21 protein-coding genes and 1 tRNA gene are annotated in these 21,766 nt (G+C 37.7%); 6 read left to right on the top strand and 16 right to left on the bottom strand.

Annotation, left to right across the window (positions count from 1 at the left end; all coding sequences use genetic code 11):
- The first annotated feature begins 34 nt into the window (after positions 1-34).
- From frr to AAY42_RS09335, 5 genes are all read left to right on the top strand, one after another.
- On the top strand, positions 35-589 hold the full coding sequence (frr, locus tag AAY42_RS09315) for a ribosome recycling factor (protein WP_055394487.1): 555 nt from the start codon (positions 35-37) through the stop codon (positions 587-589).
- A gap of 78 nt (positions 590-667) precedes the next feature.
- The gene (locus AAY42_RS09320; RefSeq protein ID WP_055394489.1) at positions 668-3,064 is read left to right on the top strand and encodes an efflux RND transporter permease subunit; all 2,397 of its coding nucleotides are present in this window, start codon (positions 668-670) and stop codon (positions 3,062-3,064) included.
- A 91-nt stretch (positions 3,065-3,155) separates the two neighbouring features.
- Positions 3,156-4,589 carry an asparagine--tRNA ligase gene (gene asnS / locus AAY42_RS09325; RefSeq protein ID WP_055394490.1) on the top strand — a complete coding sequence of 478 codons (1,434 nt, stop codon included), beginning with the start codon at positions 3,156-3,158 and terminating at the stop codon, positions 4,587-4,589.
- Between the two features lie 43 nt (positions 4,590-4,632).
- Positions 4,633-6,087, top strand: coding sequence for an RNA polymerase factor sigma-54 (gene rpoN, locus AAY42_RS09330; RefSeq protein ID WP_055394492.1), 1,455 nt, complete (start codon positions 4,633-4,635; stop codon positions 6,085-6,087).
- The gene (locus tag AAY42_RS09335) at positions 6,087-6,689 is read left to right on the top strand and encodes a hypothetical protein (RefSeq protein WP_055394494.1); all 603 of its coding nucleotides are present in this window, start codon (positions 6,087-6,089) and stop codon (positions 6,687-6,689) included. Before rpoN ends, AAY42_RS09335 begins: the two co-directional genes overlap by 1 nt.
- Here the strand turns inward: AAY42_RS09335 and AAY42_RS09340 are convergent.
- The 10 genes from AAY42_RS09340 to AAY42_RS09385 form a co-directional block, all read right to left on the bottom strand.
- A complete protein-coding gene (locus AAY42_RS09340; RefSeq protein WP_055394496.1) occupies positions 6,684-7,367 on the bottom strand; it encodes a porin family protein in 684 nt (227 codons plus the stop codon). The genes AAY42_RS09335 and AAY42_RS09340 overlap by 6 nt on opposite strands.
- A 73-nt stretch (positions 7,368-7,440) precedes the next feature.
- A complete protein-coding gene (locus tag AAY42_RS09345; RefSeq protein WP_055394498.1) occupies positions 7,441-7,920 on the bottom strand; it encodes an ExbD/TolR family protein in 480 nt (159 codons plus the stop codon).
- 10 nt (positions 7,921-7,930) lie between these two features.
- Complete coding sequence (locus AAY42_RS09350; protein WP_055394501.1) at positions 7,931-8,551, bottom strand: ExbD/TolR family protein; 621 nt, start codon at positions 8,549-8,551, stop codon at positions 7,931-7,933.
- A gap of 177 nt (positions 8,552-8,728) precedes the next feature.
- Complete coding sequence (locus AAY42_RS09355) at positions 8,729-9,211, bottom strand: ExbD/TolR family protein (protein WP_055394503.1); 483 nt, start codon at positions 9,209-9,211, stop codon at positions 8,729-8,731.
- Positions 9,212-9,222: 11 nt separating this feature from the next.
- Positions 9,223-9,828 (bottom strand): ExbD/TolR family protein, encoded by a 606-nt coding sequence (locus tag AAY42_RS09360; protein ID WP_055394505.1) that lies wholly within the window; start codon positions 9,826-9,828, stop codon positions 9,223-9,225.
- A gap of 14 nt (positions 9,829-9,842) precedes the next feature.
- On the bottom strand, positions 9,843-10,289 hold the full coding sequence (locus AAY42_RS09365) for a hypothetical protein (protein ID WP_055394507.1): 447 nt from the start codon (positions 10,287-10,289) through the stop codon (positions 9,843-9,845).
- 27 nt (positions 10,290-10,316) lie between these two features.
- The gene (locus tag AAY42_RS09370; RefSeq protein WP_055394509.1) at positions 10,317-11,048 is read right to left on the bottom strand and encodes a MotA/TolQ/ExbB proton channel family protein; all 732 of its coding nucleotides are present in this window, start codon (positions 11,046-11,048) and stop codon (positions 10,317-10,319) included.
- Positions 11,049-11,129: 81 nt separating this feature from the next.
- Positions 11,130-11,217, bottom strand: a tRNA-Ser gene (locus tag AAY42_RS09375).
- 67 nt (positions 11,218-11,284) lie between these two features.
- Positions 11,285-12,316, bottom strand: a complete 1,032-nt coding sequence (locus AAY42_RS09380) for an asparaginase (RefSeq protein WP_055394511.1) — start codon at positions 12,314-12,316, stop codon at positions 11,285-11,287.
- Between the two features lie 7 nt (positions 12,317-12,323).
- On the bottom strand, positions 12,324-13,091 hold the full coding sequence (locus tag AAY42_RS09385) for a TatD family hydrolase (protein WP_055394513.1): 768 nt from the start codon (positions 13,089-13,091) through the stop codon (positions 12,324-12,326).
- Between the two features lie 37 nt (positions 13,092-13,128).
- On the opposite strand from AAY42_RS09385, the gene AAY42_RS09390 reads away from it, so the two are divergent.
- Complete coding sequence (locus tag AAY42_RS09390; RefSeq protein WP_055394515.1) at positions 13,129-13,569, top strand: retropepsin-like aspartic protease family protein; 441 nt, start codon at positions 13,129-13,131, stop codon at positions 13,567-13,569.
- 27 nt (positions 13,570-13,596) lie between these two features.
- Here AAY42_RS09390 and odhB read toward each other — a convergent pair whose 3' ends face one another.
- The 6 genes from odhB to AAY42_RS09420 form a co-directional block, all read right to left on the bottom strand.
- Positions 13,597-14,814, bottom strand: a complete 1,218-nt coding sequence (odhB, locus tag AAY42_RS09395) for a 2-oxoglutarate dehydrogenase complex dihydrolipoyllysine-residue succinyltransferase (RefSeq protein ID WP_055394517.1) — start codon at positions 14,812-14,814, stop codon at positions 13,597-13,599.
- A 27-nt stretch (positions 14,815-14,841) separates the two neighbouring features.
- Complete coding sequence (locus AAY42_RS09400) at positions 14,842-17,637, bottom strand: 2-oxoglutarate dehydrogenase E1 component (RefSeq protein WP_055394520.1); 2,796 nt, start codon at positions 17,635-17,637, stop codon at positions 14,842-14,844.
- A 98-nt stretch (positions 17,638-17,735) separates the two neighbouring features.
- Positions 17,736-18,068 carry a hypothetical protein gene (locus AAY42_RS09405; protein ID WP_245625608.1) on the bottom strand — a complete coding sequence of 111 codons (333 nt, stop codon included), beginning with the start codon at positions 18,066-18,068 and terminating at the stop codon, positions 17,736-17,738.
- Between the two features lie 53 nt (positions 18,069-18,121).
- Positions 18,122-19,399: a metal-dependent hydrolase family protein gene (locus tag AAY42_RS09410; protein ID WP_055394524.1), complete on the bottom strand. Its 1,278-nt coding sequence runs from the start codon at positions 19,397-19,399 to the stop codon at positions 18,122-18,124.
- A gap of 136 nt (positions 19,400-19,535) precedes the next feature.
- Entirely contained in the window at positions 19,536-20,552 is a 1,017-nt protein-coding gene (galE, locus tag AAY42_RS09415) for a UDP-glucose 4-epimerase GalE (RefSeq protein ID WP_055394526.1), read from the bottom strand.
- Between the two features lie 2 nt (positions 20,553-20,554).
- Complete coding sequence (locus AAY42_RS09420; RefSeq protein ID WP_055394528.1) at positions 20,555-21,709, bottom strand: DegT/DnrJ/EryC1/StrS family aminotransferase; 1,155 nt, start codon at positions 21,707-21,709, stop codon at positions 20,555-20,557.
- Positions 21,710-21,766: the final 57 nt, after the last annotated feature.

The raw sequence follows: 21,766 nt of genomic DNA on the forward strand, positions 1-21,766 counted from the left end.
TAGCCTTTGATACCAACTATTAAAATTTAAAATTATGAACGAAGAAGTAACTTTTATCATTGACAGTACTAAGGAAAGTATGGATGGCAGTATTGCTCATTTGGAAAAGGCTTTGATCAAGATACGTGCAGGTAAAGCTAGTCCAGTAATGCTATCAACAGTTATGATAGAATATTATGGGTCCGTAACACCTCTTTCACAAGTATCAAACATTAATACTCCAGATGCACGGACTATTTCCGTACAGCCTTGGGAAAAAAGCATCCTTCAAGATATAGAGACAGCCATTACAAATTCCAACTTGGGTTTTAACCCTATGAACAATGGTGAAATGATTATAATCAACGTTCCGCCATTAACCGAAGAACGTAGGGTGCAATTGGTAAAACAGGCAAAGGCTGAAGCTGAAGATGCAAAAGTAAGTATCCGAAGTGCCAGACAGGAAGCCAATAAGGAGCTTAAAGGTTTGGAAATCTCCGAAGACCTACAAAAAAATGCCGAGGTGGATGTTCAAGAGCTCACAGATAGCTATAGCAAAAAAGTTGATGCCATTTTTGCAGTGAAGGAAGCCGAAATAATGAAGGTTTAAATTTCATCCAAATTTACCATTGGCTTTCTTTAGGAACACCGCTTATCATTCTATACCTTTGCCGCCAATAAAACCCATATGGTAGCGAAGCTCACTAAAGGATTTTGGCCAAAGGTCGCAAGCATTATTCTAAGGAATAGAATCCTTATTCTTCTTGGCGTTGCCGCTTTTACGGTTTTTTTGGGCCTTCAGTGGAAAAACATGCAGTTTTCCAATACCGAAGCCAATATTCTGCCAGATGATCATCCAGCCACCATACAATACAATGCCTTTAAAAATATTTTTGGTGAAGAAGGAAATGCAATAGTTCTTGCCATTAGGGATTCATCCCTATTTACCCCAGATAAATTTAACCGTTGGAATAAACTAAGCAAGCAACTTGAGGCATTTCCAGAAATAGATTTTGTAATATCTACGGACAACCTAAAAGTTTTGGTAAAGGATAATGATAAACAAGAGTTTGTCATGAAACCCTATATTGAGAATCAGCCAGAAACCAAAGAGGAGGTGGAAAAGCTTAAAAATCACCTTTTCAATGAGCTTCCATTTTACGACAATCTTATTTATAATCCGGAAAGCGGAACCATACAGACCATTGCCTATTTGGACAAGGATATTATGAACACCGCTGTTCGGAATGAGTTTATCCTTAACGATCTTGCGGATCTTGTTGACAGTTTTGAAGAAGAAACCAGTCTTGATGTACGCGTATCTGGCATGCCTTATATACGTACTTGGAACACAAAATCCATTGTTGATGAAATTGGAATCTTTATCGTTGCAGCATTACTGGTTACCTCAATCATATTTTTCTTCTTTTTCAGAAGTTTTAGGGCCACTTTAATTTCAATGTGCGTAGTAATTATTGGTGTTATGTGGGCCTTTGGAATCTTAGGTCTCTTACGTTATGAAATCACGATTCTTACGGCGCTTATCCCTCCTCTAATTATTGTAATAGGGATTCCCAACTGCATTTTCCTAATCAACAAATACCAGCAAGAGGTCAAAAAACATGGAAATCAGGCGCTATCATTGCAACGTGTCATTTCCAAAATTGGCAACGCCACCCTTATGACCAATATTACCACGGCTTCGGGTTTTGCGACATTCATTATTCTGGATAGTGACCTACTTAAGGAATTTGGCATTGTAGCCTCAATAAACATTATCGGCATTTTTATCTTATCGCTGTTGATTATCCCAATTGTCTACAGCTTTATGCCACTTCCAAAGAACAAACATTTAAAACATCTCAATAAAAAATGGATTGACATCTTTGTCAATTGGATGGAACGGATGGTTCGGCATCACCGCATAGGTGTTTATATTACCTCTGTCATCGTTTTGGTATTGAGTATTGTTGGAATTTATCAAATAGAGATTACAGGGAGTAGGATTGAAGATTTGCCCAAAGACACGCATTATTTTAAAGATATCCGCTTTTTTGAGGAAGAGTTTGATGGAATTATGCCCATGGAGATTGTGGTAGACACCAAGAAAAAGAATGGAGCCATAAAACCTGCAACTTTAAGACGAATGGATCAATTGGGGACAATTATTGAGGAAACACCGGAACTTTCCAAACCAATATCCTTGGTAAATCTAATTAAGTATTCCAAACAGGCTTTCTATAATGGAATCCCTAAATATTACCAATTACCAACATCACAGGAAAATACATTTATAATGGATGTGGCCAGAAAATCTTCCAATGATGGAAACATTCTGGAAAGCTTTGTGGATAGTACGGGTCAAACAGCACGCATAACAACCTATTTACGCGATGTTAAAATTGATCGCATGGAAGAAATTGAGCAAGACATGCAACAATCTATTGCCAAACTTTTTCCCGCCGAACGGTTTAACGTCTTTATTACAGGAAAAGCGTTGTTGTTTTTAAAGGGAACTAAATATCTGGTCAAAAATTTATTGCTTTCATTGGCACTAGCCATCGGACTAATTTCCCTGTTTATGGCTTATTTGTTCCGTTCCTTTAGAATGATCATAATTTCCTTGGTTCCTAACCTCCTTCCATTGGTAATTACGGCAGGATTAATGGGCTATCTTGGAGTTCCTATAAAACCCTCAACAATTCTAGTATTCAGTATTGCATTTGGTATTTCCGTGGATGATACAATTCATTTTCTCGCAAAGTACAGGCAAGAACTGGCCGCAAATCGATGGCAAATTAAAAAATCTGTTTACGCCGCACTTCGTGAAACCGGTGTAAGCATGTTCTACACTTCCATTGTACTTTTCTTTGGGTTCTCCGTTTTTATAATTTCAAGTTTTGGCGGAACAAAAGCTTTGGGTGGATTGGTTTCGGCTACTTTACTTTTTGCGATGCTTGCCAATCTTGTTTTACTTCCATCGCTATTGCTTTCGTTGGAAAGAAGTATTGCCAACAAGGAAGTACTCAAAAAACCACAGATAGATATCTTACCAAAAGACGAGGTTAACCTCAAAGACAAATAGCGCCGCGGACATCTAATAAATATGCAGGTTCCATTGCTATCGTTTTTGACCAAAAACCTATCTTTACCGCTTAATTTACGACAGCTTGAAAATGAACTCTTATTCGATTAAAGAATTGCTTAACAAGCAACCAATTGGAGATTCCGTTGAAATAAACGGATGGGTAAAAACATTTAGAAGTAACCGGTTTATTGCCTTAAATGATGGGTCTACCATACACAATTTACAATGTGTCGTTGACTTTGAAAACTTTGATGATAATTTGCTCAAACAAATTTCCACAGGTGCAGCCCTAAAAATTTCAGGCACACTTGTAGAAAGTCAGGGAAGAGGGCAAAGTGTTGAAATTCAGGCTACGAATGTTTTTGTTCATGGTACTGCCGATCCAGAAACATATCCCATTCAGCCAAAAAAACATTCTTTGGAGTTTTTAAGGGAAAAAGCGCACCTAAGAGTTCGCACAAATACATTTTCTGCTGTCATGAGAGTTCGTTCTACCCTATCATTTGCAGTTCATAGTTATTTTCAGCAAAATGGATTTTACTATATGAATGCTCCAATTATTACCGGGTCTGATGCCGAAGGTGCTGGAGAAATGTTCAGGGTGAGTACACTGGACACCAAGAATCCACCCTTAGATGAAAACGGAAAAGTGGACTATTCCCAAGATTTCTTTGGGAAAGAGACAAATCTTACCGTTTCAGGGCAACTGGAAGCTGAAACCTACGCTATGGGACTTGGCAAAGTGTACACTTTTGGACCCACTTTCAGAGCTGAAAATTCGAATACATCTCGACATCTATCGGAATTTTGGATGATTGAACCCGAAATGGCTTTCCATGATTTGGATGCCAATATGGATTTGACCGAAGATTTTATCAAATGGACAATTCAATATGTTTTAGATAATTGTAAAGATGACCTTGAGTTTTTGGAGAAACGCCTTTTGGACGAAGAGAAATCAAAACCTCAAAATGAACGATCGGAAATGGCTTTGATAGAAAAACTCAAATTTGTTGTGGAGAACAACTTTAAAAGGGTTAGTTATACAGAGGCCTTAGATATTCTAAAGAACAGCAAACCAAATAAAAAGAAGAAGTTTCAATTTCCCATCAATGAATGGGGAGCTGACCTGCAAAGTGAACATGAACGTTTCTTGGTAGAAAAACATTTTAAATGTCCTGTCATCCTTTTTGACTATCCAGCCAAAATAAAGGCATTCTATATGCGCTTAAACGAGGACGAAAAGACAGTTAGGGCCATGGATGTACTATTTCCAGGTATTGGAGAAATTGTTGGAGGTTCGCAACGTGAAGAGCGGCTAGAGGTGCTTCAACAAAAAATAAAGGACTTGGATATTGATGAAAAAGAACTCTGGTGGTATCTGGATCTTAGGCGATTTGGAACCGCTGTGCATAGTGGATTCGGACTTGGTTTTGAACGTTTGGTTCAGTTTACGACCGGAATGGGAAATATAAGGGATGTTATTCCTTATCCTAGAACTCCACAGAATGCAGAGTTTTAAATTGAATGCTTAAATTTATATAGAAGGAAGATTATACATCTTTATGCTAAAGCAACATCTACAGTTTAAACTTTCCCAGAAACTATCTCCGCAGCAGATACAGCTCATGAAGCTAATTCAGTTGCCGACACAGGCTTTTGAACAACGCCTAAAACAGGAACTTGAGGAAAATCCAGCACTTGAAAGCGGAAAAGCGGAGAGTGAAACAGATGATGCTTTTGATGAAAGCTATGATGATTCTGCGGATAGTGAAACCATTTCCGCCGAAGAAATCAATATTGATGATTATTTAAGTGATGATGAGATTCCCGACTATAGGACCCAGACTAGCAATTATAGTCCAGATGATGATGAAAAAAGTATTCCTTATGCAGCCGGAACGTCCTTTAACCAATATTTGCTGAATCAACTTAATACCATATATCTGGATGATGAGGAATGGGCCATTGCCGAATTTTTGGTGGGCAGCGTGGATGAAAGTGGCTACATACGAAGACCGCTAACGGATATTATGGATGATCTTGCTTTTACTCAGAATATCTATGTAGAAGAAGATAAAATTGAGAGTGTCCTCAAAACTGTTCAAGAGCTTGACCCTCCAGGTGTAGCTGCAAGATCTTTGGGCGAGTGTCTCATCATTCAATTAAAACGGAAAGAAAAAACACCAGAAGTTGAGCTTGCAATTTCAATTTTGGAAAAGTCGTTTGATCAGTTTACAAAAAAACATTACTCCAAGCTTACCCAAAAGCATCATGTTAATGAAGAGCAACTCAAGGATGCTATTTCAGAAATTGAAAAACTGAACCCAAAACCTGGGGGCTCATATGCTGGCAACACACGAATTATTGAACATATTGTCCCTGATTTTTCCATTAAGATTGTTGAAGGCGAACTGGAACTGACATTGAACGGAAGAAATGCACCGGAACTTCACGTTTCCCGGGATTATAACAATATGCTGGAGGGTTATAAAAATTCCAAGGAAAAATCAAAATCCCAAAAAGACACTGTACTTTTCATAAAGCAAAAGCTAGATGCTGCCAAATGGTTCATAGATGCCATTAAGCAAAGACAACAGACTTTGTTTATTACTATGAGTACCATTATGAACTATCAAAAAGAGTATTTTTTGAGCGGAGACGAGCGTAAGTTGCGCCCCATGATCTTAAAAGATATTGCTGATCAAATTCATATGGATGTTTCTACGGTATCAAGAGTAGCGAACAGTAAATATGTGGATACTCCTTATGGAACAAAATTAATCAAGGAATACTTCTCCGAATCCATGAAAAATGAGCAAGGAGAGGATGTATCGACAAAAGAAATTAAAAAGATTTTGGAAACTGTTATTGGTGAAGAGGAAAAGAAAAAACCTTTAACAGATGATAAATTGGCAAAAATTCTTAAGGAACGTGGATATCCCATTGCCAGAAGAACTGTTGCCAAATACAGGGAGCAGTTGGGCATATCCGTGGCCAGATTAAGAAAGCAAATTTAATGCGCCATTTCCTAAATATTATTTCCTATATTTTTCATCCTTTATTTATTCCTATTGGAGGCACCGCTCTATACTTTTTGGTAGCGCCATATAGCACCTTGGAAATACAAAGTGGGAACATTCTTCCCATATTCATTCTTACGGTAATTATTCCAATTATTTTTTTTCTGATACTTAAAAACCTAGGGGTAATCAGTTCTATATTTCTACCAAGCGTTCAAGAACGCAAATACCCTCTTTACATTAGTTGTATTCTTTTACTGATGGTTTTATACAAGGTAATCCCTAACAACTATGTACATGAGCTATTTTATTTTTTTACAGGTCTTTTAACCGCAACAAGTGCGGCCATTGTACTTTTATTTTTAAAATTTAAGACCAGTATTCATCTTTTGGGAATGGGTAGTATACTGATGTTCATGATTGGTCTGAGTATCCGTTTTGAAACAAACATCACTATTGCCATAAGCATATTCACTTTACTTACTGGTCTTGTTGCCACTTCAAGATTATATCTAAAAGCACATAGTAAAACAGAATTATTGATTGGGTTTATTATTGGAACCTGTTCGCAGCTTATTATTTTGAAGTATTGGTTATAAGATATAGAAGATAACACCTATTCGCAATATACCCATAGTGATTAGTTCACCACTTTCAATGCCAACATCATCTTTCAGTAAAGGATTTAAGCCATAATAGGCATGAATATTCCACGTATTATATCCAAAATTTAGTTGTAATCCATATTGTAAATTCTGGATATCATCATTTGAAAATGCTGTTGTATTTGAATCTGTCACCAATTTTGACCTGCCGGAAAAGACATAACCCAATTTGACCCCTGCATAAATTCTCCAAAACTTATACTCATCTACCGTTGAGGTTCTCCATCTTAATTCTAAAGGAATTTCTATGGCATGGGTCTCAAACTTACTTCGCTTATAATCTGAAGTCAAAACTTCATATGCTATAACATTGTCAGTTTTACTCGCTCCTATATTGCTATAGTACGAATTAGTGGCGTAGCCGAGTCCCAATCCCAAGCCAAAATTTCTTTTTTGATTAAACGGGATGTCTTTTATAAATCCGGTTTGTACACTGTATGACAAACTACTCTGAACAATGTTTGATGGTTTCTCCAAGAGGAGATTAAATCCCAAACCAACATAAAATTGATCCTCGAGGTATTTATCATCTTCTACAGCTTTTGGGCTCTCCTGAGCCTTAATACCAAGACAAAAAAGAAGATAGCATAATAAAAACAAATAGTTTCTCATTTGCACTAGTCTAATACTAAAAAACAATCCAAATTAATCATTTGGATTGTTTTTTAGATGTACTTGCTTCAACTTATTTTATATTGGTAAATGCATTGCCTTCATAGGTAGTATAATTCACCTTCAATAAATTTACTTTTCGTAGTTCCTCTTTAATATCTGATACTATCCCAACCTTGACATCTTTATCAACTTTTAATGAAACCGTTACCAAATTTCTAATCGCATCTGGTTTTTTAGATAGCTCGGATAAGACGTAGGGAGCCACATCATTTACATTTGCCAACTTATTATCTAATTGAATTCTTGGTTCCGTTCCAAGCACCTCTACTAATTCTCGGGATGGCTTTCCAACAAATATTTCAATAATCCTGTCTTTCTTTTCCAGTTTCTTGACCTCCTTGGCATTCGGCAGGTTATTATCTACCAAGAGTGTATTGTTTTTAATGGTGGTAACCGTCATAAAAAAGAACAATAACATAAAAACAATATCTGGAAGTGATGCCGTTGAAATGGCGGGGAATCTATTTTTTGTTTTTCTATAATTTTTCATGATATCAGTTTTAGAAATTCATATTTGTTTGGGCTTCTGATAAGCTCATAGGGAACATACTTCTTATCTGATTGATGTTTTCCTTGAGTTCAGATTTGGTTTTAGCACTGGTTTTTGAGTCAAAATATGCTTTTTCCATTTCGGTGAAATCGCTCTTAAACAATCTTTGCGCTTCCCTGTTTCTAAGCATATTATATGCAGCAGTCAATTCGTTTTGTACAAGGATATATGTTCCATATGCTGCCTCTCTATCACTACTAAAAGCTATTATTGCTTCATTGGGATTATCAGATGAACTGGAACTTCGTTCTCCAAGGCAATAGTTGCAATGATTTTCATTACCAACCATAGTCCCGCCATTATCCAAAAACGTAATGGCCGCATCCTTCAAATCTTGCATTTGCATCCTATCGTCCTCAACAAAAAGCTCATTATTTTTATTGAGGCTCACTCTAAAAATGTTTCGCTCATTAATGTGTATGGGAGGTGTTGTATCCGTAGGAGGTAGTTTTCTATCCAAACCCATATCGGTTTGAATTGTTGCTGTTACCAAGAAAAAGATCAATAATAAAAAAGCAATGTCAGCCATTGACCCAGCATTTACCTCTGGGATTTCATTGTTTCTAGCCATAATAAAAAGTTTTGTTGGAATTAATGATTCTATTTCCCTTTTAGGGGTTATTCATCAATCACAACAACTATTCCAAAATGACATATATGGCTGAAAACAAGATGATTACATAAGAGCACATAAAAAAGCTCCAAATTATTTTTAATTTGGAGCTTTCCACTAAATCTAAGTTATTGCTTACTGTAAATTGTTAAAAGCATCTCCTTCGTAGGTCGTGTAGTTGACCTTCAGAGCATTTACTTCTCTTAACTGTTGTTTAATATCAGCGATAAGACCCATGTTAGCATTTTTATCCACCTTTAGAGCAGTTGTCAACACGTTCTGTAGTTCTTGAGGTTTCTTAGCACGTTCCGCAAGGATATAAGAGCCTACTTCTTCAACATTGGCAAACTTATCATTCAATTGAATTTTTGGTTCAGTCCCAAAAACCTTTTGATATTCTTGGGTTGGTGTACCAACAAATATATAGATTACCCTATCCTTCTTCTCTAGCTTCTTGATTTCTGTTGCGTTTGGAAGAACATTATCAACCATTAAAGAACTATCTTTCATTGTGGTCACTGTCATAAAGAAAAATAGTAACATGAAGACGATATCGGGTAGTGATGCAGTTGATACTGCAGGCAAATCCCCATCCTTCTTTTTTGCAAACTTTGCCATTCTACTTTAATTTAATTGGTTGATGTTTCTGCTTCCGACAATTTCTGAGGAAACATTTCTTGTATACGCTTTACCTTATCCTTAAGACCTTCTCGTACACTTTCAGGTGTTTCTGGATTCAAGTATTCAGATTCCATTTTTGTGAAATCTTGACCATATAGACGCTGTGCTTCACGATTACGCAAATCATTGTATGCGCCTACCAATTCATTTTGAACGGTTATATAGGTACTGTACTTAGTCTCACGATCATTCTTTAACGAGATAATGGCTTTTGTTGGATTGTCCGATGAAGCTGGGTCTCTCTTTCCTTTGCAAAACTCACAAGAACCATCTGCTCCGTTCTCCAAAAATGTCTTTGCAGACTCACGTAAATTCCTTAAATCCATCAACTCGTCCTCCACCAACAATTGACCATTTCTATTGATGTTAACCGTAAAAATGTTCTTTTGCTTGATAACTACATCTTCTTCTGGCGGCTCCATTGGCGGCAACATACGATCTAATCCTGCATCTGTCTCAATGGTTGTTGTAACCAAGAAAAAGATAAGTAATAAGAAAGCTATGTCTGCCATAGAACCGGCATTCACTTCTGGTGCTCCATTTCTTCTAGCCATAACTTTTACATTTTTTACTTAACAAACATTTTTTTCAATCCTGGAAAAACCATTAAGACAACAGCTACAATGGTTAGGATAAAGAAAACGTTTAGTCCCATTCCTATATTCTTGACTGTTCCTTCGGTAGTGCTAAGGTTTGGATTGTTGGCAAATGTATCTACGACTGCATTGGCTTCCTCTGAAGATGATAGACCATATGCTATTGCTACAACCACAGCCAATCCACCTATTGCGTACAAGGCTTTTTTAATGCTTCCTGGCGTTGACAACAGTTTTTTGAATCCAAAAAACACCGTTGAAACCACCGCAATGGCCAACAGAACATACATGATGATAAACATGAAGTTCATAGAACCACTGTTTATAGCATCTGGATCATCACTTGACGGCATACCAAACCATAAAGCGGTAGCCAACAGTCCGATAACAATCAGTACTATTTTTATTATTTTATTCATGATTCTCGATAGTTTTTAATTTCGTAATTACTTTTTGTGTGCCGCCAACATATCTATTAAAGATATAGAGGAGTCTTCCATGTCATTTACGATACTATCAATTTTAGCAATGATATAGTTGTAGAAAATCTGAAGAATAATTGCAGTGATCAAACCAAATACAGTAGTCAATAATGCTACTTGGATATCACCAGCAATCAAAGATGCACTCAAGTTACCAACTGCTGCAATTTTCTGGAAGGCCGCAATCATACCGATTACTGTACCCATAAACCCAAGCATTGGTGCAATAGCGATAAATAAAGACAACCAAGAAACGTTTTTCTCTAATTGACCCATTTGTACACCACCGTATGCCACAACAGCTTTTTCAGCAGATTCCAATCCTTCTCCAGCTCTATCCAAACCTTGATAAAAAATAGAGGCAACAGGACCTTTTGTGTTTCTGCACACTTCTTTTGCTGCTTCAACACCACCGGAAGCCAAAGCGTCTTCTACTTGCTGTTTAAGTTTAGCTGAATTGGTACTTGCCAAATTCAAATAAATAATTCTTTCAATGGCAACTGCCAATCCTAAAATCAAACATAAAAGTACAATTCCCATGAAAGCAGGACCTCCCTGGATAAACTGTTCTTTCAATACTTGAGTAAAACCTTTGCTGGCAGCAGCAGTTTCTTCTTGCAACATTGCTGCAGATGCAGTTGTTGTTCCCAAAATAAACATTCCAGCTACAGCCAGAGTATAGGATATTCTTTTCATTTCTCTTAAACTTAAATTTAGTTAGTTATTAATAATGTTAAAGATATAAAAATTTTATAATTGAAAAATTAAAATACCTAGCAGAGAGGAAGGGATTCGAACCCTCGATACACTTTTGGTGTATACACACTTTCCAGGCGTGCGCCTTCGACCACTCGGCCACCTCTCTATTTCTAATAGTTAGGCTGCCCAATAAACAAAAAAATAATTAGTAAAAGAAATTTGAGGCGTTAATTTTAGTGCATTTCACCACGAAGCGGGGTTTCAAAAATTGTCTTAAAGAGCTTTCTGGAAATATTACTTCCCAATAGGTACATGGCTTTTGTTATGGCCGCTTCAGTCGTAATGTCCTTTCCGTTAATCATTTGCATCTCTTTTAGCTTTTCACTGGTCTCATAATGCCCCATTGAAACCGCTCCTCCTGAACACTGCGTTACATTAATAATATGTAATCCTTTATCAATGGCTTCTTTTAATTCTTTTAAAAACCAATCATCCGTTGGTGCATTTCCGGCACCATAGGTTTCCAAAACAACCACCTTTAACCCAGATATGTTCAAAATTGATTTTAAAACTGACCTACTAAGACCAGGGAACAGTTTTAAAACCACAATATTATTATCCATATTCCTATGTACCTGTAAAGATTTTGATCGCGGTGGCCTTTTACAAAGATTTGAATGATGAACTTTTAAATGTACCCCAGATTCAATTAGCGGAGGATGGTTTAAAGATGCGAACGCCTCAAAATGTTCCGCGTTGATTTTTGTAGTTCTATTGGCCCGGTACAACTTATATTCAAAATACAGACCCACCTCTTGTACAACGGGTTTTCCTTTTTCTTTTAAGGCTGCTATTTGAATTGACGTAATGAGATTTTCTTTTGCATCTGTACGCAAATCCCCAATAGGAAGTTGAGATCCTGTGAATATTACTGGCTTGGCCAGATTTTCCAACATAAAGCTTAAGGCTGAAGCCGAATAACTCATAGTATCGCTTCCGTGGAGCACTACAAATCCATCAAATTCCACATAATTCTCTTCAATTAGTGAAGCAATGGCAACCCAATAATCCGGATTCATGTTTGAAGAATCTATTGGCTCATCAAAGGACACTCCTTTTAACTTACAATCCAATTGGTTCAATTCTGGAAGGTTTCGAATCAACTCCTTAAAATTAAAAGCCTTGAGCGCTCCTGTTTTGTAATCCTTTATCATACCGATAGTACCTCCGGTATAGATAAGCAGAATGTTGGTTTTGTCTTGCATACTAATTCTAAATACCAAAAACCTTTTTGGAATTATCAGTCGTTATTGAAGCTATATCTTCGAGCGTCATATCATATATCAAAGCCAATTTTTCTAATACCTTAATTATATAAGCACTTTCATTTCGTTTTCCACGGTATGGAACTGGAGACAAATAAGGCGAATCCGTTTCCAAAACAATATGTTTCAAATCAATCTGATTCAAAAATTGGTCAATTTTTCCATTTTTAAATGTAGCAACCCCACCAATACCTAGCTTCATATTATAGGACATAGCTTGGTGCGCCTGTTCCAAGGTTCCTGTAAAGCAATGAAAAATTCCGTAGAGGCCTTCGTCTTTCTCATGTTCCAAAATCTCAAAAATCTCATCAAAAGATTCCCTACAATGAATTACTATGGGTAGTTTATATTTCTTGGCCAAACGAATTTGATATACAAATGCATCTTGTTGCTGCTTCAAAAAGGTTTTGTCCCAATATAGGTCAATTCCTATTTCACCTACCGCCCAAAACTTTCTTTCCGATAGCAATTTTTCCACATGGAACAGCTCTTCCTTATAGTTTTCCTTCACATGGGTTGGATGCAATCCCATCATCAAAAAAACATTGTCAGGGTATTTGGCCTCCAAATTCAACATACTTTGTGTATAGGTGGAATCAATTGCGGGAATAAAGAATCGCTCAACACCTAATTCCATGGCATTATTGATGACCTCATCGCGGTCATCATCAAAAGCTTCACTATATAAATGGGTATGCGTATCCGTTATTACCATAAAGCAAAAATAGGTTTATCTTTAAGAAAAATTGTTGATGAAATCCCTCAAAAAGTTTCTGAAATCAAAAAACTACCTCACAATCCCTTTGGTTCTTACGGAAACCAACCATTTTGAAATTGCCGCCAAAATAAATGGGGTTTCTGGACGATTTATTTTGGATACAGGAGCTTCCAACACCTGTGTTGGGATGGACAAAATTGATTTTTTTAAAATGATTTCCGAGGTTTCAGATATAAAAGCGGCAGGAGCTGGTGCAACCGAAATGGAAACCTTGGTCTCTTCCAAAAATAAAATCCAAATCGGGGAATGGAAAAAAAGCAAGCAAAAAATAGTATTGTTTGATTTAGTCCATGTCAATGAAGCACTAACCTCTCATAATTCCCTACCTGTAGATGGCATTATAGGGGCCGACGTTCTTAAAAAAGGTAAGGCCATAATTGATTATGACAAAAAAAGCCTTTACTTAAAAAAGTAAGGCCATTAGTATTTAAAAAGTTTAGCTTTACAGCTCCAACGCTTTTTTCACATTGCCATCCATCAATAATTCTTCTGGGCTCTCAAGAGCTTCTTTTACAGCAACCAAAAACCCAACAGATTCTTTACCATCAATAATCCTATGGTCGTAAGAAAGCGCTACATACATAATTGGGGCAATGACCACTTGACCATTTTTGGCAATAGGACGCTCTACAATGTTGTGCATTCCTAAAATGGCACTTTGTGGAGGGTTGATAATAGGTGTTGATAGCATGGAACCAAAAACACCACCATTGGTAATGGTAAAAGTCCCTCCGGTCATTTCATCAACCGTAATTTCACCTTCGCGCGCTCTAATTGCCAATCTTTTCACCTCAGCTTCAACACCTCTGAAGGTTAAATTTTCAGCATTTCTAATAACGGGGACCATTAATCCTTTTGGACCAGAAACCGCTATACTGATGTCGCAAAAATCATAGGACAACATTTCCTTCCCATCAATCATAGAATTTACAGCAGGGTATAGTTCCAAAGCCCGAACAACAGCTTTGGTGAAGAAGGACATAAAACCTAAACTTACTCCATGTTTCTCCTTAAAAGTTTCCTTGTATTGTTTCCGTAATTCAAAGATTGGTGACATATCCACTTCATTGAAAGTGGTCAACATTGCGGTTTCGTTCTTGGCGGACACAAGACGCTCGGCAACTTTTCTGCGCAGCATGGATAGTTTGGAACGGGATTCCCCTCTACTTCCGCCAGTTGGTGTACCCATAGAGGGAACAGCTTTTACCGCATCTTCTTTAGTGATACGTCCATCTCTTCCGGTACCAGAAACAGCAGAAGGAGCTACTCCTTTTTCATCTAAAATCTTTTTTGCGGCTGGGGATGGGCTTCCAGATGCATAGGTTTCTTTTTTAACTTCGGCTTTTGGTGTTTCTGCCTTAACAGGTTCTTCTTTTACGACTTCCTTTTCCGCCACAGGGGAAGCATCACCTTCAGGCTTTGCGGCACTGGTGTCTATAAGGCAGACAACCTCACCAACAGCAACGGCATCACCCTCCTCAGCTTTTAAGGTTATGACCCCACTTTCCTCAGCAGGAAGTTCCAAAGTTGCCTTGTCCGAATCAACCTCTGCAATTGCTTGGTCTTTTTCCACATAGTCTCCATCCTGCACCAACCATTCTGCAATTTCAACTTCGGTTATGGACTCCCCCGGTGAGGGAACTTTCATTTCTAAAACCATCTTATTTTAGTTTTATTCTTTTCTAAATTAACTTCTTTGCATGTTGTCTTTAGTCTTATCAAAGACATATTCTATTACCTGTGCATGTCTGCGTTGCGAACGTACCGCACTCCCAGCTGCTGGCGCCCCATAAAATCTTCTAGAGGCCACCCTAAATTGTTTTGCTTCCTCAAAATGCATTAGTAGGTGACCCCATGCCCCCATATTACGTGGTTCTTCTTGGGCCCAGACCACATCTTCTGCATTTTTATATTTTTTGATAGTGATCTGTATTTCCTTTGTTGGCAATGGGAACAATTGTTCCAGCCGCACCAAGGCAACATCATCTCTTTTCAATTCTTCTTTTTTATCCAACAGGTCATAATAAAACTTACCGGTGCAGAACACCAAGGTTTTAACTTTGGACGCAAGTGCCTTTTCATCATCAATTAAGGTCTGAAAACTTCCGTTCGCCATTTCTTCTTTGGTCGATAAGACTTTTGGATGCCTTAAAAGACTCTTTGGCGTAAAGACAATCAAAGGTTTTCTAAAACCAGCTTTCATTTGTCTTCGTAATAAATGGAACATGTTTGCCGGAGTGGTAACATCGGCCACATACATATTGTCCTTTGCACACAATTGAAGATATCTTTCCATTCGTGCTGATGAATGCTCAGCACCCTGACCTTCATACCCATGGGGCAGCAATAACACCAAACCATTTTGAAGCTTCCATTTGTCCTCCGCTGAAGAAAGGTATTGATCAATGATTATTTGTGCCCCATTGCTAAAGTCCCCAAATTGTGCTTCCCAAATAGTTAAGGTCTTTGGGCTTGCCATGGCATATCCATAATCAAACCCCATAACTGCATACTCTGAAAGTAAGGAATTATAAATGTGGAACTTCCCGTTTTGATTTTCCCCCATCTCATTCAATAGAATGACCTCTTCCTCGTGCATTTCGGTTTTAATTACGGCATGACGGTGTGAAAACGTTCCACGTTCCACATCCTGACCTGTCATCCTAACATCATAACCTTCTTCAATTAAGGAACCATATGCCAAAAGTTCACCCATTGCCCAATCCAATTGATTGTCCTCAAAATACATTTTATTTCGTGCTCCAACCAATCGTTCCAGTTTTCTAAGGAATTTCTTTCCTTCTGGAAGACCTGTAATACTTTTTGCTACCTCATCCAGTTTTTTAAGCTGATACGAAGTATCAATAACACTTAGCATGGCGTCTTCTGCAACTTGACCAAAACCTTCCCATTCATCTTGCATGAAGGGTGTAATTCTAGTTTTCTCAACCTTTCGAGAATCCAATAAGTTTTCTTCTAGATTTTTCTTGTACTCAAGTTCCAGATTTTTTAGAAAATCCTTATCTATTATCCCCTGAGCAATAAGCTTTTCGGCATAGATATCCCTTGGATTTGGGTGTTTGGAAATAGATTTATACAATAGAGGTTGAGTGAATTTGGGTTCATCACCTTCATTATGTCCATATTTCCGATATCCCAATAAATCTAAAAAGACATCCCTTTTGTAACGCATGCGATATTCCAATGCAAACGTTGCTGCGTGCACAACGGCTTCGGCATCATCTGCATTAACATGTAAAACAGGCGAAAGGGTGACCTTGCCAACATCTGTACAATAGGTAGATGAGCGTGCATCCAGATAATTAGTTGTAAATCCTATTTGATTATTGACTACTATATGTATGGTTCCTCCTGTGTGGTATCCATCCAAGCGGGCCATTTGTATTATTTCATAAGCAATCCCCTGTCCTGCAAAAGCTGCATCCCCATGCACCAAAATGGGAAGTACCTCAGAAATATTTTCTTGATGATCTCTATCTTGTTTTGCCCTGGTAATACCTTCAACAATGGAATTAACGGTTTCTAAATGGGATGGGTTTGGTGCAATGTTCATATTGACCATTTTTCCTGAATCGGTTTCCCGCATTGAAGTCCACCCCAAATGGTATTTTACATCTCCATCAAAGATGGCCTCCTCATAATCCTTACCATCAAACTCGCTAAAAATATCTTTAGGTGATTTTCCAAAAATATTGGTAAGGACACTCAACCGCCCACGGTGTGCCATCCCCATGACAAACTGTTTTACTCCAGCATCTGCCGCCTTTTCTATAATTACATCCAAAGCTGGGATAAGAGACTCTCCTCCTTCAAGCGAAAATCGTTTCTGGCCAACATATTTAGTATGCAAAAAGCTTTCAAACGAAACAGCTTCGTTAAGTTTTCTAAGAATATTTTTCTTTTCCTCTGGGGAAAAATTTGGATGATTGTCATTTACATTTAACCACTCCTGAATCCATTGTATGCGCTCGGGAGTACGAATGTACATATACTCAACCCCAATGGCATCACAATATATGCGCTCAAGATGTGCTATTATTTTTTTGAGGGAAGTTGACCCAATGCCAATAATCTTACCGGCATCAAAAACCGTTTCCATATCCTCTTGGGACAATCCAAAATTGGAAATTTCCAGGCTAGGAATATACTTTCTTCGTTCCCTTACTGGATTTGTTTGGGTAAAGAGATGCCCCCGGGAACGATACCCGTCAATTAGGCGGATTACCTGAAATTCTTTCTGTAACGACTGGGGGATTTCAATTTGCTGTCCATTGACAAGTGTCAATGCACCATTTTCGCTGGATAAATCCAACTCATCCAAGGAACTTTCCAGACCAAAATCAAATCCTTGAAAAAAAGCCTTCCAACTAGGCTCTAGACTATCGGGACTCTTAAGGTACTTATCATATAACTCCGCAAAAAATGAAGTATGCGCAGCATTCAAAAAAGAATATTTATCCATTGATAGTTTTTAGCTAAAACTTATCTAAAAATTTAGACAAAAATACAATAAATACTATAGGCAGATAAACAAACACAGGCATATTTCACAATATGTCTTTAAGATGTAAATTTATTCTTGAACCATACTTTTTGCCACTCTCTTTTTAACAACAAGAAGCATACTTCTTCAGAAACATCAACAACATCCAATGACTTTAGCTCGGTTATTTTATGTTCGGGAATATCTACGATATACAATAAGTTCTGATATTCAGGAATATTTTCCAACAGCAGAAAGTAAATTTTCTCTTTTAAGACATCCTTCAGTTCAGCTGGCCCAACTTCCATTGAAAAAGATAACTTGACATTGGCAAGCTCAAAGTCTTTTTTCAATTGAGATAACAGGTTTTTGTATAGCATTTCCTCTTGGGCCAACTCCAAAACTTCCATACTAGTATTAAAATTGGTCAACATAAGGTATGAACGAACAACTTCTTGAAAACTTATTCCGATTTAAATATTTGTCCCTCTTTCATAACAAAGACAACATTTTCAAGGGTATCTACATTATATACAGGGTTTTCATCAACAGCAATAATGTCTGCCAAAAAACCTTCTTCTAATTGTCCAAGACTGTCTCCCATGCCTAAAAGCGTGGCATTGGTAATCGTTGCAGATTCCAAGGCTTTCATAATGGGCATTCCTACTTCCACCATATAACCAAACTCCTTTGCATTGAGCCCGTGTGGAAATACACCTGCATCCGTGCCAAAAGCAATAGGCACTCCCTTTTTATAGGCCTTTGCAAATGTGCTTTGGATAAGTGGACCTATTTCACTTGCTTTTTTTGCAACCACCTCTGGAAAGTATCCAGGAATTTTGGCTTTTTCTGCTACTTGTTTGCCTGCTGTGATTGTGGGTACTAAATATGAATCGTACTGCACCATTAAATCCATAGTTTCCTCGCTCATCAAAGTTCCGTGCTCAATGGTTTTGATACCTCCTTTTACTGCTCGTTGCATTCCCTCATCGCCATGCGCATGTGCCGCAGTAAGCATATTGTAATCTTTTGCAGTCTCTGTTATCGCTTTAATTTCTTCAATTGTAAACTGCGGATTCTGACCACTTTTGGCAACACTCAGCACACCTCCAGTTGCAGTTATTTTTATGACATCCGCTCCATTTTTATACCGTTGTCTCACAGCTTTCTTTCCATCTTCCGGCGAATTGACAACACCTTCTTTTGGACCAGGGTCTCCTATCAAAACGTTTTTCATGCCGTTGGTCGGGTCTGCATGACCACCTGTGGTAGCTATGGATTTTCCTGCCGTAAAAATTCTTGGCCCTACTACAGTTCCTTTGTTGATTGCATTTCGGAGTGCAATATTGACACCCGTCCCACCTAGGTCACGCACTGTTGTAAACCCTGACATTAATGTTCTTTTTGCATATACCGTTGATTGAAATGCCACATCAGCATCATTTAGCGTATATCTTTCAACATAGGATTTTGGATTGGATTCACTTTCTATGTGCACATGCATATCTATAAATCCAGGAAGTATTGTTTTGTCTTTTAAATCGACAATAATAGCTTCAGCATTACCAGCTTGATAACCGTTCAGAATGGATTTTATGCTTTTCCCGGAAACTACTATTGTTTTTTCTGAAAGAACTTTCCCAGATTTTACATCAACAATATTGCCGCAATGGAGATAGGTTTCTTGTGCAAAAAGAATTGAACTGGATAATAGAATTAAAAATAGAATACTGTTTTTCATGTTTGAGTTAGTTGAATATGTTCTTAAAAATAAGCATACATTCCTGTTTTACAATAAAACAACACTGAATTGAATCGGGCCAATAAAAAAGCCCGTCAAATGGACAGGCTTTCTTTAGTCTTTTAAGTATAGTTTTTCAACTTCTTATTTTTTGTTCCCAGTTCCATGCGGACCTCATGGAATCATCTAATGCGGATTCAGCTTTCCATCCTAATGCCTTATTCGCTTTTCTAGTATCCGCATAGGCTTCTATTACATCTCCAGGCCTTTTATCAACAATTTTATAGTTCAATTTTTTTCCGGATACTCGCTCAAAGCTTTGAATCACTTCCAATACAGAACTTCCCTTACCTGTTCCTAGATTGAAAACCTCATAATTGGTTTCATTTTTCTTGTTCAATAACCGTTGTAGGGCAACAACATGGGCTTTTGCTACATCAACAACATGAATATAATCTCTAACACAGGTGCCATCTTCAGTAGGATAATCATCTCCAAAAACTGAAAGCTGTTCTCTTAATCCAACCCCGGTTTGCGTAATAAATGGGACCAAATTTTGCGGCACTCCTATGGGAAGTTCACCTATTTCTACAGAGGGATGGCTTCCAATTGGGTTAAAATATCTAAGGGCAATTGCCGAAAGTTGCTGATTAACTTTACAAGTATCCCTTATGATTTCTTCACCAACCTGTTTTGTGTTCCCATACGGTGATTCAGCAGGTTTTACAGGAGCATCCTCCGTAATGGGCATTTTATCCGCTTGACCGTAAACAGTGCATGAAGAACTAAAAATAAAACTAGCTTTATTCTTTTTTGAAAGCTCTTGAAGTATATAAACCAAAACTCCCAGGTTGTTTTCGTAATAAAGTAAAGGTTTTTCAACACTCTCACCAACTGCTTTGCTTGCAGCAAAATGAATTACTCCTTCTATATCTTGGTACTTTTTGAAAAACTCTTGAACTTTTGGTTTTTCCCGTAAATCCAATTTTTCAAAAATGGGTTTTTTACCAGTAATTGCCTCAATACCGACCAAGACTTCTTCTGAGGAATTGGAAAGATTATCGATAATAACAACTTCAAAACCTTCGTTTTGCAGCTCAACTACTGTATGGGAACCTATAAATCCCAATCCTCCGGTAACAAGTATTTTCATGGTTATTTGTTTATGAACTCAATGACCAACTTGGTTATAAATTCAATTTGTTCATCATCTAGTTCTGTGTGCATGGGAAGCGAGATTACCTCTTCGACCAATTTGTTGGTCACTGGAAAATCTTCTTCCTTGTAGCGCTCATCCACATAAGCCTTTTGTTTATGCAAAGGAATTGGATAATACACCCCACATGGAACGCCATTTTCATTTAAATGTTGTGCTAATTTGTCTCTTTTTTCGTTCAAAACTCGAAGAGTATATTGATGAAATACATGACAGTCACAAGAATCACAAATACCTTCACAGCCACTGACCATTTTTGGAGTCACAATATTCGGTTCACCTTCAAAGAACTTGGAATACTTCTTTGCAGCCTCTCTTCGTTTCTCGTTATAAACATCTAGATTCGGAAGTTTTGCCCGTAAAATAGCTGCCTGCATAGAATCTAATCGAGAATTAACCCCAACCACATCATGATGGTATCTTTTGTACATTCCATGATTCACTATTCCCCGAATTGTGTGGGCTAAATCATCATCATTAGTGAAAATAGCACCTCCATCCCCGTAACACCCCAAATTTTTAGATGGAAAAAAAGAAGTGGATGCCACATGGCCCATGGCTCCTGCTTTTTGTTTTTTTCCATTTTGGAATGTATGTGTAGCTCCAATGGCCTGGGCATTATCCTCAATTACGTAGAGATTATGCTTTTCAGCCAATTCCATAATGGCATCCATATTGGCACATTGCCCAAAAAGATGCACTGGAACTATCGCTTTTGTTTTTGGTGTAATTGCCTTTTCAATTGCACTTATGTCAATATTAAAGGTGTCAATTTCAACATCTACTAAAACTGGCGTAAGATTTAACAATGCAATCACCTCCACCGTAGCCGCGAAAGTAAAGTCTGCAGTTATTACTTCATCACCAGGTTCCAATCTAAGCCCCATCATACAAATTTGAAGGGCGTCCGTGCCATTCGCACATGGGATTACATGTTTCACCCCAAGATATTCTTCGAGCTCTTTTTGAAAAGCATGTACTTGAGGCCCATTTATAAATGCTGTAGAATCAAGGACTTCTGAAATGGAGGTATTCACCTGATTTTTTATGCCCTCGTATTGACCCTTAAGGTCAACCATCTGTATTTTTTTCATTCAAATGAATTATCTCACAAAATTAAGAAATTAAGGTACCATAACCACCTATTGCCG

The organism is Flagellimonas eckloniae (genome assembly GCF_001413955.1).
Taxonomy (GTDB): Bacteria; Bacteroidota; Bacteroidia; order Flavobacteriales; family Flavobacteriaceae; genus Flagellimonas; species Flagellimonas eckloniae.

Bases quoted from the DNA above. Each gene is read 5' to 3' on its own strand.
- frr (WP_055394487.1), top strand. From the start codon at position 35: ATGAACGAAGAAGTAACTTTTATCATTGACAGTACTAAGGAAAGTATG.
- AAY42_RS09320 (WP_055394489.1), top strand. From the start codon at position 668: ATGGTAGCGAAGCTCACTAAAGGATTTTGGCCAAAGGTCGCAAGCATT.
- asnS (WP_055394490.1), top strand. From the start codon at position 3,156: ATGAACTCTTATTCGATTAAAGAATTGCTTAACAAGCAACCAATTGGA.
- rpoN (WP_055394492.1), top strand. From the start codon at position 4,633: ATGCTAAAGCAACATCTACAGTTTAAACTTTCCCAGAAACTATCTCCG.
- AAY42_RS09335 (WP_055394494.1), top strand. From the start codon at position 6,087: ATGCGCCATTTCCTAAATATTATTTCCTATATTTTTCATCCTTTATTT.
- AAY42_RS09340 (WP_055394496.1), bottom strand. From the start codon at position 7,367: ATGAGAAACTATTTGTTTTTATTATGCTATCTTCTTTTTTGTCTTGGT.
- AAY42_RS09345 (WP_055394498.1), bottom strand. From the start codon at position 7,920: ATGAAAAATTATAGAAAAACAAAAAATAGATTCCCCGCCATTTCAACG.
- AAY42_RS09350 (WP_055394501.1), bottom strand. From the start codon at position 8,551: ATGGCTAGAAACAATGAAATCCCAGAGGTAAATGCTGGGTCAATGGCT.
- AAY42_RS09355 (WP_055394503.1), bottom strand. From the start codon at position 9,211: ATGGCAAAGTTTGCAAAAAAGAAGGATGGGGATTTGCCTGCAGTATCA.
- AAY42_RS09360 (WP_055394505.1), bottom strand. From the start codon at position 9,828: ATGGCTAGAAGAAATGGAGCACCAGAAGTGAATGCCGGTTCTATGGCA.
- AAY42_RS09365 (WP_055394507.1), bottom strand. From the start codon at position 10,289: ATGAATAAAATAATAAAAATAGTACTGATTGTTATCGGACTGTTGGCT.
- AAY42_RS09370 (WP_055394509.1), bottom strand. From the start codon at position 11,048: ATGAAAAGAATATCCTATACTCTGGCTGTAGCTGGAATGTTTATTTTG.
- AAY42_RS09380 (WP_055394511.1), bottom strand. From the start codon at position 12,316: ATGCAAGACAAAACCAACATTCTGCTTATCTATACCGGAGGTACTATC.
- AAY42_RS09385 (WP_055394513.1), bottom strand. From the start codon at position 13,091: ATGGTAATAACGGATACGCATACCCATTTATATAGTGAAGCTTTTGAT.
- AAY42_RS09390 (WP_055394515.1), top strand. From the start codon at position 13,129: ATGAAATCCCTCAAAAAGTTTCTGAAATCAAAAAACTACCTCACAATC.
- odhB (WP_055394517.1), bottom strand. From the start codon at position 14,814: ATGGTTTTAGAAATGAAAGTTCCCTCACCGGGGGAGTCCATAACCGAA.
- AAY42_RS09400 (WP_055394520.1), bottom strand. From the start codon at position 17,637: ATGGATAAATATTCTTTTTTGAATGCTGCGCATACTTCATTTTTTGCG.
- AAY42_RS09405 (WP_245625608.1), bottom strand. From the start codon at position 18,068: ATGGAAGTTTTGGAGTTGGCCCAAGAGGAAATGCTATACAAAAACCTG.
- AAY42_RS09410 (WP_055394524.1), bottom strand. From the start codon at position 19,399: ATGAAAAACAGTATTCTATTTTTAATTCTATTATCCAGTTCAATTCTT.
- galE (WP_055394526.1), bottom strand. From the start codon at position 20,552: ATGAAAATACTTGTTACCGGAGGATTGGGATTTATAGGTTCCCATACA.
- AAY42_RS09420 (WP_055394528.1), bottom strand. From the start codon at position 21,709: ATGAAAAAAATACAGATGGTTGACCTTAAGGGTCAATACGAGGGCATA.